Source organism: Bacillus sp. PPSBB_2, assembly GCF_045291115.1.
In the GTDB taxonomy this organism is placed as follows: Bacteria; Bacillota; Bacilli; order Bacillales; family Bacillaceae_G; genus Bacillus_A; species Bacillus_A cereus.
In genome coordinates this window covers 4,191,573-4,205,380 of record NZ_CP147983.1, presented here as the reverse complement: position 1 = coordinate 4,205,380, position 13,808 = coordinate 4,191,573, and the positions used below count along the sequence as shown (strand labels likewise).

Genomic DNA, 13,808 nt, shown 5'->3' with positions numbered 1-13,808 from the left:
TAATCTAAATGTGGTATGATGGATACTCGGAGGTGTCTCTCATGATTGTAGCGACGCTAGAAAGCGTATTAATATTAGATAAGGCAGAGCAGCTTGCAAAAGCGATTATCTGTTCAGATATAGCAGAAGATTATCGTAAGTATTATAGAGAATTACATGAAGATATGGAACTTCAGACGCTCATTCAGCAATTTACAGCGATGAAAGAACGGTATGAGGAAGTACAGCGTTTTGGAAAATACCATCCTGACTATACTACCGTGTCAATGAAAATGAGAGAATTAAAGCGTTCTGTGGACTTACATGATAAGGTTGCAGCTTTTAAAAGAGCAGAAACTGCTTTGCAGAAGTTATTAGACGAAGTTAGTGTAGCAATCGGTTCGGAAGTGTCTTCTTCCATTAAAGTGCCAACAGGAAATCCATTCTTTGATGCTGGTGGCTGTGGTGGAGGTTGTGGTTGTAAAAAAACGGGGTGATGTACCCCGTTTTTTAGAAGTTGGAAGAAAACGTATACAGAGTTTGTCCTGTAATGTTATAAATTTCTGATTGGTTTTCATAGAATATAAAATATATGTTTTTAAAAGGAGAAGATGGAGAAGATTATGTTCGGGCAACGACAAAGTATGATTGTTTATTTACATTCATTGAAACATGCCAAGATTTTAAGGAAATATGGTAACATACATTACATATCAAAACGATTAAAATATGCTGTAGTATATTGTGATATGGAACAAATTGAGCATATGATGCATAAGTTGAACAAACTTCCTTTTGTGAAAAAGATAGAACAGTCGTATCGCCCGTATTTAAAAACGGAATTTGAAAATTCCCGTCCTGATCGAGCAAAAGAATACGATTATAGCTAATAGAAAAAATCCCCGGCTAAATTTAGCCGGGGATTTTTCACTTGAAATAACGTGTTATTTCATCGGAGGAATGAAATTGTTCATTCGTAAAATACCAATTAAATGATTAAAAAATAGTTCTTTTTCTGGGAAAGTTGTAGATGGTTTTACAGTAAAGGTAGCCACTTTTTTTCCGAGTTGTTCCGCCGTTTCTTCAAATAAAATGACACGTTTACTTTTTTTATTTTCAAATACAGGAATGCCTTCACGACATATGTATAATGGTTGGAAATCACCAGTAGTAGTTGGTTTTAATATTACAACAAGCGAACATACTTTTTTATCGTTTTTTATCGTTTCAAATTGTAACATATGTGCTATACGTTCTTGATTTGTTTTGGCAATTTCAAGTAATTCATATAAATCAGAGTAGCCTTCTCCAAGTTCTATAAAGCGTTGAATCATATCTTTTCCTCCTCTTTCTTTTACTGTACCATTTCACTTTTTAAATGAAAAGCACACAAAGAAAAAAAACCCTGCATAGCAGGGCCCTTCTTATACTAGCATGTACTAGTAAGAAGGCAAAGGGAGAGGAGAAACCGGAGGAAGAACTTATGGGGAAACGTAAGTCTTCTCCGCGGTTGGCAACAACATCGAAGGTGATGTTGTTATAATTATTTATGTCCAATCTAAATGAAGATATACATAATGAAATTAAATTTTATGTTGGGCTTTTTATTTTTCTTTTTTTTATTTTGTGATAGGATAAAAAAGGTAAAGTGGAACTAATATACATATTGGGTTCATATTAGTGAATGATGAGATGAATACATAAAAATAACGAGAGGTTATTTGAGGCCGAGTTTTCCTATAGTTAGGTGAATGTGGTTTGTTAACGGTTACCGAAGTGGGAATGGCTTTCTATAATCGCTCGATAGATTGAAATAAAGGTAGTGACAACAGATGAGAGTAGTTTCAGGAAAATGTAAAGGACACCCACTTAAAGCGGTTCCTGGTAATACAACACGTCCAACGACAGATAAAGTAAAAGAATCTATTTTTAATATGATAGGTCCTTATTTTGATGGTGGTATCGCCCTTGATTTATTTGGTGGTAGTGGTGGTCTTGGAATTGAGGCTTTGAGCAGAGGGATTGATAAAGCAATTTTTGTTGATCGGGATAGTAAAGCGATAAAAGTAATTCATCAAAATTTAGAAAGTTGTAGAGTACAGGAACAAGCTGAAGTATATCGAAATGATGCTGAACGTGCAGTAAAGGCGCTAATAAAACGTGAAATGTCATTCGATCTTATATTGATAGATCCTCCATATAAAGAGCAAAAAATTGTATCTTTAATTAGTATAATGGATCAACATGGATTGCTACATAGTGATGGATTAATTATGGCAGAGCATGGTAATGATGTAGTTTTACCTAATTCAATAGGAAGGCTTGTAAAAGTACGAGCTGAGAATTATGGGGTTACTGCAATATCGATTTATAAGTATGAAGGTGAGGGGACAGAATGACAAGTATAGCTATTTCTTCAGGAAGTTTTGATCCAATTACCCTTGGGCATCTGGATATTATTAAAAGGGGAGCAAAAGTATTTGATGAGGTGTACGTAGTCGTTTTAAACAATTCATCAAAAAAACCATTCTTTTCAGTTGAAGAGCGATTAGAATTAATTCGAGAAGCGACAAAGGATATCCCGAATGTAAAAGTAGATTCGCATAGTGGGCTATTAGTAGAGTATGCAAAAATGCGTAATGCAAATGCAATATTACGTGGTTTACGAGCAGTTTCTGATTTTGAATATGAGATGCAAATTACTTCTATGAATCGAAAATTAGATGAAAATATTGAAACATTTTTTATTATGACAAACAATCAATATTCATTTTTAAGCTCGAGTATTGTAAAAGAAGTTGCGAGGTATGGAGGAAGTGTAGTAGATCTTGTACCTCCTATTGTAGAACGTGCTTTAAAAGAAAAGTTTCAAACCCCGTTAAAGTGAACGGGGTTTTTCTTTATATGTGCGCAAAAATAATAAAATAACATATAAGTATAGACAAAATAATGTGAAAATTGGTCCATAATGTATAAAAGATGTCCAAATTTCATGTAGTATAGAAGGATGCTCGGATAAAAATACAGGAATATCTTTTGGCATAGGCGAGAAAGAACTCACTTTCTCATAAAATGGTGTCCAAAATACAAATGTAAAAATAGGGGCAAGAATACTTTGAATAATTCGTGCGAAAAAATAGGGTTTAAATCGGATATCTGTTTCAGCTAATATGCTAGCAACTTGTGCCTGAATAGAAAGACCACTAAATGCTAAAATGAAGCTTGTTACCATAGCTTGTTGTAAGAGCGGTGTTTCATTTATTTGACTAATCATTTGGCTTCCGAGTGTCATTTCGAAAATACCTGATAATATAGGTATACTAAAATCTGTACTTAGTTGGAAGAATGATAAAATATGTTGCATAATAAAAGAAAGAGCTGCTGTAATGTGAAATACAGTAATCATTTTATTTAACACAGAGAATAAAATAATAAATCCGCCAATCATAAGTAATGTTTGAATAGAAGAAACAATGGCATCCCCAAGTAATTTACCAATTGGTCTTTTTTCTTGTAAGCGTGTCTCGTGAAGGATTAAAAAAGGGTTTTGAAAGCGACGTTTTTTTGTAGTGTGTGTATTAATTTTGTAAGCGGTATTATCGCCGTAAAAACGCATAATTAATCCGACAGCAAAGTTACTGAAATAATGGGCAGCGGCTAATATAATTCCTAATTTCGGATTATTAAAAAAACCGATAGACACAGCACCGAAAATAAAAAGTGGATTAGAAGAATTTGTGAAAGAAACGAGGCGCTCCGCTTCAATCTGAGTTAAAAGATTGCTTTTTCGTAGTCTAGCGCTTAATTTGGCGCCTGCAGGGAAACCAGAAGCCATTCCCATCGCCCAAACAAATCCGCCTATCCCTGGAACGCGAAAAAGTGGGCGCATGAGTGGTTCTAATATAACGCCAATAAATTTTACAACACCGATACTAATTAGAAGTTCCGCAATGATGAAAAACGGTAGTAGTGAAGGGAATACAACTTCCCACCATATATTTAACCCGCGAATAGAAGCTTGCAAAGCGGCTTGGGGGTGGAGTACAAGAGAAAAGGTTAAAAATAGCGTTGATATGGTAAGGAAAGCGGTTTTCCATTTTTCATACATGTAAGTAAATCCCCCTTTGTCCCAAAAAACGTTCATTTCAGTATACGTGGATACGTAGTGAATTTAGACCATAAGTATGAAAAAGGAATGAAAAAAATTAAAGGGTGAGAAAAATGAAAGAACCAAAGATTGGTTTAGCACTTGGGTCTGGAGGAGCGAAAGGGTTTGCTCATATTGGTGTAATAAAGGTTTTAAGGGAAGCGGGTATCCCTATTCACATGATTGCAGGAAGTAGTATGGGGGCGCTAATAGGTACGTTTTATGCGGCAAGTAGTAACGTTGAAAGATTGTATAAATTGGCATCTGTTTTTAAGCGGAAGTATTATTTAGATTTCACGGTACCGAAAATGGGATTTATTGCTGGAAAACGTGTCAAAGATATGATTAAAATGTTTACATATAATAAAAATTTAGAAGAGTTAGATATCCCGACGGCTGTTGTGGCTACTGACATATTGAAGGGGGAAAAAGTGGTTTTTACAAGTGGGCCAGTTGCAGATGCGGTGAGGGCTAGCATATCTGTTCCTGGAGTGTTTGTACCAGAAAAAATAGATGGAAGATTATTAGTGGATGGTGGAGTCATTGATCGCATCCCAGTATCGGTTGTGAAAGAGTTAGGGGCCGATATTGTTATCGCTGTTGATGTATCTCCAATTAAGGTAAATGGCGATGTTACGTCCATTTATGACGTAATCATGCAAAGTATTGAAATTATGCAGCATGAGCTTGTAATGAATCGGCAAATTGCATCGGATTTAATGATGCGACCAGCTGTAGAGCAATTTAGTTCACGTGCTTTTACAAACATTGAAGACATTATTCGAGTTGGAGAAGTAGAAGCAGAAAAACATATTTCAAATATTTATTTATTAATTGAGCAGTGGAAGGAGAAACATAATGTTTAAGCGTTTTCGGTTTATATATGCAATCTTAATAGGGGTTATATTGGCGATGTTACTTGTTTACGTACGTTTACCGTATTATATAACAAAACCAGGAATGGCTGCCAAATTAGAGCCTTATGTTCAAGTTGAGGGTGGAACGAAAGAATCTGGTGATTTTATGCTTGTTACGGTTTCAATGGGACCAGCAAATGTGGTGAATTTAATAGCGGCACAGTTTAATAAATATACACATATTTCGAAAGCGGAAGAAATATTGCAAAAAGGTGAGAGTGATGAAGAATATCAATTTCGCCAAAATTATGCGATGAAAGATTCACAAAATGCAGCAATTTATAATGCGTATAAACGTGCAAATCGCTCAGTATCTTTTGAAAATAAAGGTGTATTAGTTGCTGGTGTGGCAAAAGGAATGCCGTCAGAAGGAAAGCTTAAGCTTGGTGATGTTATTATAGCTGTTGACGGAAAAACGTTTGAAAAGACGGAGCAATTTATTGAATATATGACAGGGAAAAAAGAAAATGATGCTGTAAGTATTGAGTACATGAGAAATGGAAAACAATTGAAAGAGAATTTAAATGTAAAGACGATTCCTAATGGGAATGGACGTGTCGGTATAGGTGTTTCTATCGTTACGGAAAGAGAATTAGTGGTCGATCCGAAAGTGAAAATTAATTCTCATGAAATTGGTGGACCATCCGCAGGTTTAATGTTCACATTAGAAATATATAATCAACTTGTGGAAGAAGACTTAACGAAAGGACATGAAATAGCTGGAACAGGTACAATTAATGAAAAAGGAGAAGTGGGCCCGATTGGTGGTATAAATCAAAAAGTGGTGGCTGCTAGCGATGCTGGGGCTGAAGTGTTCTTTGCGCCAAATGAAAAAGGTGCGGAGAAATCGAACTATAAAGATGCACTTGAGACTGCAAAGGATATTAAAACAAAAATGAAAATTGTACCAGTGGATACGCTGGATGATGCGTTAACATATTTAGAAAAGATGGATAAGGAAAAAACCTCTCTGAAATAGAGAGGTTTTTTATAGGAATTTTGTAGTTGTTTCATCATAGCGAATAGGATGGTGTGTTATATCCTGTTTTAATAGTTGTGTGCGTAACGGTTCGTGCATGATGGAGAAATATACAGAGTTTGCTTTTTTCTCTATATCTAAAGCGGCATGGTCGAATGTTTTTGTATGAGTAAGGATTGGAAGTTCGATTTTTTTCTTATTTTTTGAAAGGTAAGTTTGTCCTTTTTGTGACATGCCTAGCAGGCGAATATATGGCGCGTGTTGTTCTATATTTGCGCTACGTATATCCTCTTTTGTTGTGTTTGTTAAAATGTGTGTACAAGCTCTTTGTAATCTAGTCCATGTATAACGTTTTGTTTTTAATGCTTCCATGAATGAATAGAAGGAGGAACTGTTTTGTATTTTTGATAAAATACGATGCTCTAAACCTTCTTCTATTTCATATATATGTCGTAAGTCCCCTGGAGACATCGTCATGAGTCTATATTTAAAAAATGAAAAGTATTGTTCCCAATTATGTAATATCCCGTAGTTTTGTTTGTAATTTGCTAAAAGCGAAGTGGTTGCCTGTGGGAGAAAAGGTTCAATTGTTGTAAATGATCCTTCTTCGCTAAAGAGTTGTTTTCGGATGCTTGTCGCGCTTGCAATATGTTGGTCATTAAATGTTTCATCGTGATAATGAGAGGCAAATCTTTTTATAGTTTGAGCTTGTATAGAGCTATTTTGTGACAGAATTGCTTTCATATATTGGAAGCCTAAAATATTATTTGGTTGTGACATATCTATGTTTTTTTCAGATGTTAAAATGTGTGAGAAAGCATCCGATGTTGCTTTTGCATAACTATTACCAGCGTCCATGAATTGTTTTACAAGGCAGTTAAAAGTCTCTTCTTCGTTTTTTTGTATGGAGATGGTATTATAAAAATTTTCGATTTGTCCATCCTCACTACCGAAACAAATTTCGGAAACACGTAGGGCATTTAAAATGGAAATAGCACCATTTGCGAAGGTTTCAGCCTTTTGTGTTGCAAAGACGTATGGAAGCTCTACAACAAGGTCTACGCCGTTTGCTAAGGCCATTTTAGTGCGATACCATTTGGAAATGAGTGCGGGCTCACCACGCTGTAAAAAAGGACCACTCATAACGGCAATTATTATATCGGATTGTGTTAACTTTTTTGTCTGTTGCACATGATAAAGATGACCGTTATGAAAAGGGTTATATTCAACAACAATACCACCAGCTTTTATGGTAATCTCTCCTTTCGATGTAGCATCTTTTTGAAAAACGTGATACTCTATATATTATTTACTATGATGACTTCATTATAGTGTAAAGAAAAAACTTACACTATAAAAGCATTATATCACTTATACCGCAGGGTTTAACCCTCTTGTTTTTCTTCATTGACCACTTTTTGACCACTTCGACCACTTTTTAGTACATTTCCTAGCATTTCAGTTACCTCAATTTGACGTTCTTCATAAACATCAGTATAAATATTTAAAGTTGTAGAAACATTTGTATGACCAAGTAATTTCGAAACGACCTTTGCATTTGCACCAGAATCGATTAAAATAGTTGTAAACGTTCTTCGGATATCGTGGAATCTAATATACGGTACGCCAATTGCTTCGCACAAAGCTTTCATTTGGTAGCGTATCGTATATGGATGCACGATTTTTTTATTTCTTGTGCAAATTAATAGGTCGAAAGAATTCTCCTTTTTGTGCTTTCGATATTCTAACAACTCTTCCATTAATTCTTCTGTCATTGGGATCATGCGATTAGATGCTTCAGTTTTTGTTTCACCTAATTTATACTTACCATCCACAAGCGTTAACGTTCTTTGTACATGAATAGTCTTGGTTTCGAAATTAATATCATCCCACTGTAGAGCCAATACTTCGCCGATACGCATGCCAGTATGCAACGCTAAAACAAATGTAATATAGTAGCTTCCTTGTATTTTTGCATACCCCATAAATTTCATTGCTTCATCAACTGTCCAACTAGCTTGCGCTTTCTTTTTAACTTTTGGCCGCTTTGCTTTCTTAGCAGGATTAGAGTTAATCATTTCTAATTCTACACCTTTATCAAGGATTTGCTTTAACATAACATCAACGGATGAAATGTATTTTGTAGTTAGACCCTCTTTAAGCAGCTTCTGGTGAAAATTATGCACTGTTAGAGGTTTTATATCAGATAACCTCTTGTCGGCAAATTCAGGCATGACACGCGAGCGTAGAATACGTTTGTACTGATACAACGTTGAAGGTCTACATGATGATTCTTTCTCTTGCATCCAGATTTCTACGAGTTGAGAAAAGCGAATATCACTATTCTCATAATCCCCATTTGCTAAATCATTTGTCACTCTAGCCACTTCTTCTTGAGCAGCTTTCTTTGTTTTAAAACCACCTTTAGTGATTTGTTTCCGTTTACCTGTGAGCGGGTCTTTGCCAACATCCATAGTAAAAGACCACTTCTCACCACGTTTACGAAAGTATGCCATGATTTTCACCTCATCATAATCTTTTTCTAGATACAAGCTGTGATATGTGGTAGTGGTATAAAAAATGATAGCATGTAAGCCTAATTTCTGTAAAAGGAAATTTACAGATATAGAACAAGTGAGCTACAATATTTATATACAAAAAAGAAAGGGGGATAAAAAATGGGAGAGTTCACAAAAGAACCTGGTGGTCATAAAGTTGCTGATCCTGGTGGTTCAAAGATGATTTCTGATCCAGGGACAGGTATGGGTATTTCCGATCCAGGACCGGGCGGTGGATATACAACTGACCCAGGTGGTGGATGGAGAAAAGAACCAGGAGGTTTGAGAAAATGAAAAGGGATAACTTTGACCCAGGTGGTTTAGGTGGTAATCAATTGAAGTATGATCCGAATCCGGGCGGAGGATATCGAAAAGGTCCAGGTGGCGGAATGGGTATGTATGATCCTGGTACAGGTAGCGGATACATGAAAGACCCAGGAACGGGAATATAAAAAAGAGAGCTAAGTGCTCTCTTTTTTTTGATGAAAATTTGTTAATTTTTACCGTTTCGATTGGAAAACATTTCTTCTAAAATCAAATCATAACAGCTCGTTATGATTTTTAAGAAACTTTGCATATAAAACGAGTTGCTTGCAGAATTGCTCTCTATGAGACTCATCTAGGCCTGCGAAAACCGTTTGAATCTCATTGAGAGCATTTGTTATATTTTCCTCGTTTGGTGTAGTTGTTCTTCCCATTAAAGCATCAACAGATACACCTAGATATGATGCAATACGATTCAAAGTGTCGAGATCAGGCTGATTATAATTAATCTCTAAATTGCCAACCTGACTACGACTTAATTGCACTTTTTCACCAAACTCTGATTGAGTAAGGGAACGACTTGCTCTAAACTTTTTTAAATTTTCTCCAAATGTATTCATAGTTTCAGTATAAATACATGAGAATTTTTAGACTATATATGTCATGAATTTTGTCTGTATAATAGTAATTGTCACATAAACTGATAGAGTACTTGAAAACATATAGAACAAACGTTCTTTTGGTGGTAAAATATTCTTAGTGAAAAAATAGATTTTTTGAAAAAAACTTTCTCAACATGATTTGACTATAATTGGAACGAACATTTTAAATCTTATGATAAACTGAATTTAATAAAAAAAAGGAATAAAAAAGACCCACGGTGTTATAAATGTGAGGCCACACATTTATAACATTTCACCCTAACCTAGATAGGGAAAAACTTCCATGAGTCAGTACATAGTATATCATACTTCGTAAGAGCAAAGAGAATTATGGTTCATTTTCCTATTGAGAAATAAGGGATGTGTTTTGGGTTCTGATTTAGGAGGGAATTTTAAAATGCAGATCTTTATGGAGAACTTACAAGAACATATCAATTATGTTAAGTTGGACGTTGGTACATTAGCTAAAAAAGCAGAGATTGATAGAACTAATCTTAATAGGATATTAAACGGAAAAATTAAAGAAATGAAGTTAGAGTCATTTTTATTGATTGCTCCCGACTTGTATCCAAGCTGGACGGAGCGTAGAAAGAAAATTAGAGATTTTATATTGGTTTGTGAGAGTGATTTAAACATAAGAAAAGCACTTTCTTATTGTCAAACAGTCGGTGAGTATCAATTGATGAAAAAATTAATTAAAAAACATATTAACAGTGATAGGAAAGGGAAAATAAACAAATATCTAAATTTGTATGATTTATACAATCAAAGAAATTTGAGCAAGTTAGAAGGAGAAGAGTTACAACAAAAATTAGATGAATTATCCTACTCTAAAAATGTTGACTATCAAATAGTTGTAGACATGTTACATGGCTTTGCACTGTATGATAGTAGTAATTTTATGGCTATGGTCCCGTATTCTAAAAAGATTGATCAAAACTTACCATTAGTAGAAAATTTATTTATAAAAAAACATTTGGATTTACAACATGATGATCGCAAGGCTCACATAAATTTGTTTAGTAATAAAATAAAAGAATGCAGGGACATTTGTAATAGCATTATAAAATCAGCTCCAGAAGATTCAGTTATAAAGGCAAAAGCATTGAGTTGCTTAGCTGAATCTTTTGTATTTGAAAACCCTTTGCAGGCAGAAATGTACTTTTTGGAAAGTTTAAAGTTAATAAAAAGATTAGGTATTACTGCTTATAGTAAATTGTATCGTGCAGTACATAGCACATTAGCTTTTTTACGAATTGAATATGGAATAAATTTAGATAAAATAGATTGGAATTTTGTGGGTGAAGCAGAAAGAGCATTCTTTAATGCTAAATTTGGATCTGGGGATAAAGCTAAAGCTTATTTTGAAAACTTAAAAAGACAAGGAAAAACTTTGTCTGCATTTAAATTATATTATTTATTTTTTATAGATAGAAATGATATAATGATTCTTAAAGAGGCTTTAGAAAAATTTGCAAATAATGGAAATGTATTCTATTCAAATCTAATTACACGTGTATTGATTAAAGAGGGAGTGAAGTAGGTTGAAAAAAATTATTCTTACAATGGTATTTGTTTTGGGATTGTTAGGAGCAGTAGAACAGAATAAAAATACTTCACAAGTGCATTTGAGTAAGGCAGAAACAGCATATTTAATGGCTGATCCAGGAACTCATTAAAAAATAAATTTTATTTTTTCAAGACGCTACCAATAGGTAGCGTCTTGAGTACTTTTTAGGGGATATGCATTTTTGAATTTAGTTACAAAAATGCACAGCTTGTTAAATAAATCATATAGTTATTGGGATGGAGGAGTTCGTGTTGTTAATAAGTGGGGAAGATAAAATAAAATCCATGATTAAATATTTATTGGGGGATAAGGTCTCAGAAAATGATACTCTTCGTGCTTTGGAAGAAATACATAAACAAGGATTCATTACTGATAATGAATTAAGTGAAGTCATACAGCTAATGGAACCAAAAAAAGGACTAGCCTCATGCTAATCCTTTTTTACTTGTTTTAACATTCTTTGGATAGCTACTTCTAAAAGTGCTTTGACACTTTCGATCTCGTCAGGAGACAGTTTTCTTCCATCCCAATGTAATTCGTCACTTTCAAATATTTCTTTTATATTATTGCTACTTTTAATGGTGCTATCACTTTTCCCTAACAAAAAGTCAGTGGGTACATTGAAGAAATCAGCTAATTTTTCAATGTTCTCACGCGAAGGGATTTTCGTCCCTTTTTCATATTTAGAAACAGTTTGTTTGCTAACACCAATGTTTTCGCCTATTTTTTCTTGAGTTAGCTTCTTTTCTTTTCTTAACTCAAATATTCTCTCCCCTATGATATTCATCTATAACATCCTTTCCCGCTACTTGTAAAAAAGTATCTAGTCTAAATGTATCAATCAGTAGCCCTATTGGCAACGCAAAAATAAAAAATAAATTTTTAAAAATAAATTGTTGCCTTGAGGGCTACTTTTGGTTATACTAAATTTAGAAGTTGAAGGTGGTGACTTAAAATGCTAAATACACAAAGAATTAAATCTTTACGACAAGAAAATGGACACTCTTTAGACTATGTTTCAAAAGCTTTAGGTCTGAAATTTAAACGTTCATATCATAATGTTGAAAAAGGTGAATCAGGTTTATCAGTAGAGAAATTAAAAAAACTTTCAGAGCTTTATGGTGTACCAATTAGCGATTTAATAAAGTGAGGGAGTTTTTTTTTACAATTAAAGTCGCCATGAAGACTACATATTGAAGGCGACACTACATGATAGTGTATCCATATTTATATTTTTTAAAAATGATTGGAGTGAAAAGCATGTACCAAATAAAGCAATTACCATTCTCAATGAAGGCGGAGGATGTACAAGAATTTTTAAACATTTCTAAATCGTCTGCATATGCGCTTATGAAGAGAAAAGATTTTCCCACAATCGTAATCGGAAAAAGCAAACGTGTTAAAGCGGAAGATTTTCTTAAATGGGTGGAAGCACAAAAGGTGGGAGCAAATGTTAGTTAAAATTAAATTTCGGATTTTCGATAAAATTACCGTTTGATAAATAAGGAGGTGATTTAGTGGAAGATACAACATCGTTAGTTATATTCGCAATGGTAATTGTTTGCGGTTCATGGTTGTATTACAAAACTTATAAACCAATAAAAACATGGGCTTGGAGTGATGTAGAAGAAAATAAAAAGACCCATGACAGTGGGTCCCTTTGAAAAAACACTTGTTATCAGTATATCACGGAAAGTAGGGAAATAGTACATGGATTTAATTGAATATCAAGTGCTATTACCTAATAAATTCTGGGACTTAGCAGAAAGCAATGAAGAATTAAAACAAATGATTAAACAGTATTTCAGTGTTGGTTATCCGTATTATGAAATTCAACGAATTATCAAAAGTGGACAAGCACATATTGCGGTTTGCATAAGGAGGTAAGGGATATGTCTGAAGTAAACGTAAAATGGATTAAACTTTCAACTACCATGTTTGAAGATGAAAAAATCCGAATTATTGAGAGTATGCCAGAAGCAGATACATTACTAATCATTTGGGTCAAGTTATTAGCTCAAGCAGGAAAGATAAATGCAAGTGGGTACATCTTTCTAAATGAAAATATACCTTATACGGAAGATATGCTAGCAACTATTTTTAATAGACCATTGAATACAGTTCGGATGGCACTAAGCACATTTCAAAAATTCGGAATGATTCATATCGATGAAAATCATTACATTAATGTTGTTAATTGGGGAAAACATCAGAGTTTAGATAAGTTAGAACAAATTAAAGAACAAGATAGATTACGCAAACAAAAGCAAAGAGCGAAACAAAAACAGTTGAAATTGGGTATGTCACAGGACAGTCACGGGACAGGTCACGTTATAGTCACAGACATAGATAAAGATTTAGATAAAGATTTAAAAGAAAAACATAGTCCTGAAATAATCCAGGACAACACTCAATCTATTCCATATCAAGAAATTGTTGATTATCTCAACATGAAAGCAAAAACCAATTACAAACATACATCTAAAAAAACACAGGATCTAATCAAAGCAAGGTGGAAAGAAGGGTTCGAATTATCTCATTTCCAACAAGTAATTGATACTAAAACTTCACAATGGATCAGCAATACAGAAATGTGTGGATACTTGAGACCACTCACATTATTTGGAAATAAATTTGAAAGTTATTTAAATGAAAAGCCGAGTAAGGAATCTCAACAACAATACGGTAATCACATAGATATTCCGGGATTTAAAGGAAACATGCCATTTTAA

Annotated in this window: 22 protein-coding genes; 16 read left to right on the top strand and 6 right to left on the bottom strand. The window is 34.1% G+C overall.

The features are described 5' to 3' along the window. Window positions 1-41 precede the first annotated feature (41 nt). Window positions 42-476 (top strand): YlbF family regulator, encoded by a 435-nt coding sequence (locus tag V6946_RS20985; protein ID WP_098125900.1) that lies wholly within the window; start codon window positions 42-44, stop codon window positions 474-476. A gap of 126 nt (window positions 477-602) precedes the next feature. Beyond that, window positions 603-869: a YlbG family protein gene (locus V6946_RS20980; RefSeq protein ID WP_002082261.1), complete on the top strand. Its 267-nt coding sequence runs from the start codon at window positions 603-605 to the stop codon at window positions 867-869. Between the two features lie 54 nt (window positions 870-923). On the opposite strand, the gene V6946_RS20975 is transcribed toward V6946_RS20980, so the two are convergent. Further along, window positions 924-1,313 carry a hypothetical protein gene (locus tag V6946_RS20975; RefSeq protein ID WP_000616017.1) on the bottom strand — a complete coding sequence of 130 codons (390 nt, stop codon included), beginning with the start codon at window positions 1,311-1,313 and terminating at the stop codon, window positions 924-926. A gap of 498 nt (window positions 1,314-1,811) precedes the next feature. Between V6946_RS20975 and rsmD the strand changes: the two genes are divergently transcribed. Together rsmD and coaD are read left to right on the top strand one after the other, a co-directional pair. Continuing rightward, window positions 1,812-2,378, top strand: a complete 567-nt coding sequence (gene rsmD / locus V6946_RS20970) for a 16S rRNA (guanine(966)-N(2))-methyltransferase RsmD (protein ID WP_006928276.1) — start codon at window positions 1,812-1,814, stop codon at window positions 2,376-2,378. Next, complete coding sequence (coaD, locus tag V6946_RS20965) at window positions 2,375-2,866, top strand: pantetheine-phosphate adenylyltransferase (RefSeq protein WP_000200601.1); 492 nt, start codon at window positions 2,375-2,377, stop codon at window positions 2,864-2,866. The genes rsmD and coaD overlap by 4 nt, the downstream gene beginning before the upstream one ends. Here coaD and ylbJ read toward each other — a convergent pair. After that, window positions 2,858-4,087: a sporulation integral membrane protein YlbJ gene (gene ylbJ, locus V6946_RS20960; RefSeq protein WP_000273082.1), complete on the bottom strand. Its 1,230-nt coding sequence runs from the start codon at window positions 4,085-4,087 to the stop codon at window positions 2,858-2,860. The two genes, coaD and ylbJ, sit on opposite strands and share 9 nt — an antisense overlap. A 113-nt stretch (window positions 4,088-4,200) precedes the next feature. Here ylbJ and V6946_RS20955 point away from each other — a divergent pair, with 113 nt between their 5' ends. Both V6946_RS20955 and V6946_RS20950 read left to right on the top strand, forming a co-directional pair. Beyond that, a complete protein-coding gene (locus tag V6946_RS20955) occupies window positions 4,201-4,992 on the top strand; it encodes a patatin-like phospholipase family protein (protein WP_000662588.1) in 792 nt (263 codons plus the stop codon). After that, window positions 4,985-6,022, top strand: coding sequence for a SepM family pheromone-processing serine protease (locus tag V6946_RS20950; RefSeq protein ID WP_000476280.1), 1,038 nt, complete (start codon window positions 4,985-4,987; stop codon window positions 6,020-6,022). The genes V6946_RS20955 and V6946_RS20950 overlap by 8 nt, the downstream gene beginning before the upstream one ends. A gap of 9 nt (window positions 6,023-6,031) precedes the next feature. On the opposite strand, the gene V6946_RS20945 is transcribed toward V6946_RS20950, so the two are convergent. Together V6946_RS20945 and V6946_RS20940 are read right to left on the bottom strand one after the other, a co-directional pair. Next, complete coding sequence (locus tag V6946_RS20945; protein WP_002182932.1) at window positions 6,032-7,213, bottom strand: nucleotidyltransferase; 1,182 nt, start codon at window positions 7,211-7,213, stop codon at window positions 6,032-6,034. Window positions 7,214-7,407: 194 nt separating this feature from the next. Further along, window positions 7,408-8,538 (bottom strand): site-specific integrase, encoded by a 1,131-nt coding sequence (locus V6946_RS20940; protein WP_366981350.1) that lies wholly within the window; start codon window positions 8,536-8,538, stop codon window positions 7,408-7,410. 162 nt (window positions 8,539-8,700) lie between these two features. On the opposite strand from V6946_RS20940, the gene V6946_RS20935 reads away from it, so the two are divergent. Continuing rightward, complete coding sequence (locus V6946_RS20935) at window positions 8,701-8,874, top strand: hypothetical protein (RefSeq protein ID WP_366981349.1); 174 nt, start codon at window positions 8,701-8,703, stop codon at window positions 8,872-8,874. After that, window positions 8,871-9,032, top strand: coding sequence for a hypothetical protein (locus V6946_RS20930; RefSeq protein WP_366981348.1), 162 nt, complete (start codon window positions 8,871-8,873; stop codon window positions 9,030-9,032). The genes V6946_RS20935 and V6946_RS20930 overlap by 4 nt, the downstream gene beginning before the upstream one ends. A gap of 87 nt (window positions 9,033-9,119) precedes the next feature. Here the strand turns inward: V6946_RS20930 and V6946_RS20925 are convergent, their stop codons facing one another. Then, window positions 9,120-9,464: a helix-turn-helix domain-containing protein gene (locus V6946_RS20925; protein ID WP_001091276.1), complete on the bottom strand. Its 345-nt coding sequence runs from the start codon at window positions 9,462-9,464 to the stop codon at window positions 9,120-9,122. Between the two features lie 439 nt (window positions 9,465-9,903). On the opposite strand from V6946_RS20925, the gene V6946_RS20920 reads away from it, so the two are divergent. The 3 genes from V6946_RS20920 (at window position 9,904) to V6946_RS20910 (ending at window position 11,510) form a co-directional block, all read left to right on the top strand. Continuing rightward, entirely contained in the window at window positions 9,904-11,049 is a 1,146-nt protein-coding gene (locus tag V6946_RS20920) for an AimR family lysis-lysogeny pheromone receptor (RefSeq protein ID WP_366981345.1), read from the top strand. Between the two features lies 1 nt (window position 11,050). Continuing rightward, window positions 11,051-11,185, top strand: coding sequence for an ABC transporter ATP-binding protein (locus tag V6946_RS20915; RefSeq protein ID WP_366981344.1), 135 nt, complete (start codon window positions 11,051-11,053; stop codon window positions 11,183-11,185). 142 nt (window positions 11,186-11,327) lie between these two features. Next, window positions 11,328-11,510 (top strand): hypothetical protein, encoded by a 183-nt coding sequence (locus V6946_RS20910; RefSeq protein WP_366981364.1) that lies wholly within the window; start codon window positions 11,328-11,330, stop codon window positions 11,508-11,510. Here V6946_RS20910 and V6946_RS20905 read toward each other — a convergent pair. Further along, window positions 11,507-11,863, bottom strand: a complete 357-nt coding sequence (locus V6946_RS20905) for a helix-turn-helix transcriptional regulator (RefSeq protein ID WP_366981343.1) — start codon at window positions 11,861-11,863, stop codon at window positions 11,507-11,509. The two genes, V6946_RS20910 and V6946_RS20905, sit on opposite strands and share 4 nt — an antisense overlap. 168 nt (window positions 11,864-12,031) lie before the next feature. On the opposite strand from V6946_RS20905, the gene V6946_RS20900 reads away from it, so the two are divergent. From V6946_RS20900 to V6946_RS20880, 5 genes are all read left to right on the top strand, one after another. After that, window positions 12,032-12,226, top strand: coding sequence for a helix-turn-helix domain-containing protein (locus tag V6946_RS20900; RefSeq protein ID WP_000935434.1), 195 nt, complete (start codon window positions 12,032-12,034; stop codon window positions 12,224-12,226). A gap of 110 nt (window positions 12,227-12,336) precedes the next feature. After that, window positions 12,337-12,537: a helix-turn-helix domain-containing protein gene (locus tag V6946_RS20895; protein ID WP_000284335.1), complete on the top strand. Its 201-nt coding sequence runs from the start codon at window positions 12,337-12,339 to the stop codon at window positions 12,535-12,537. 56 nt (window positions 12,538-12,593) lie between these two features. Continuing rightward, window positions 12,594-12,740, top strand: coding sequence for a hypothetical protein (locus V6946_RS20890; protein ID WP_000390309.1), 147 nt, complete (start codon window positions 12,594-12,596; stop codon window positions 12,738-12,740). 46 nt (window positions 12,741-12,786) lie between these two features. Next, a complete protein-coding gene (locus V6946_RS20885; protein ID WP_000364150.1) occupies window positions 12,787-12,963 on the top strand; it encodes a hypothetical protein in 177 nt (58 codons plus the stop codon). 5 nt (window positions 12,964-12,968) lie between these two features. After that, window positions 12,969-13,808: a phage replisome organizer N-terminal domain-containing protein gene (locus V6946_RS20880; protein ID WP_366981342.1), complete on the top strand. Its 840-nt coding sequence runs from the start codon at window positions 12,969-12,971 to the stop codon at window positions 13,806-13,808.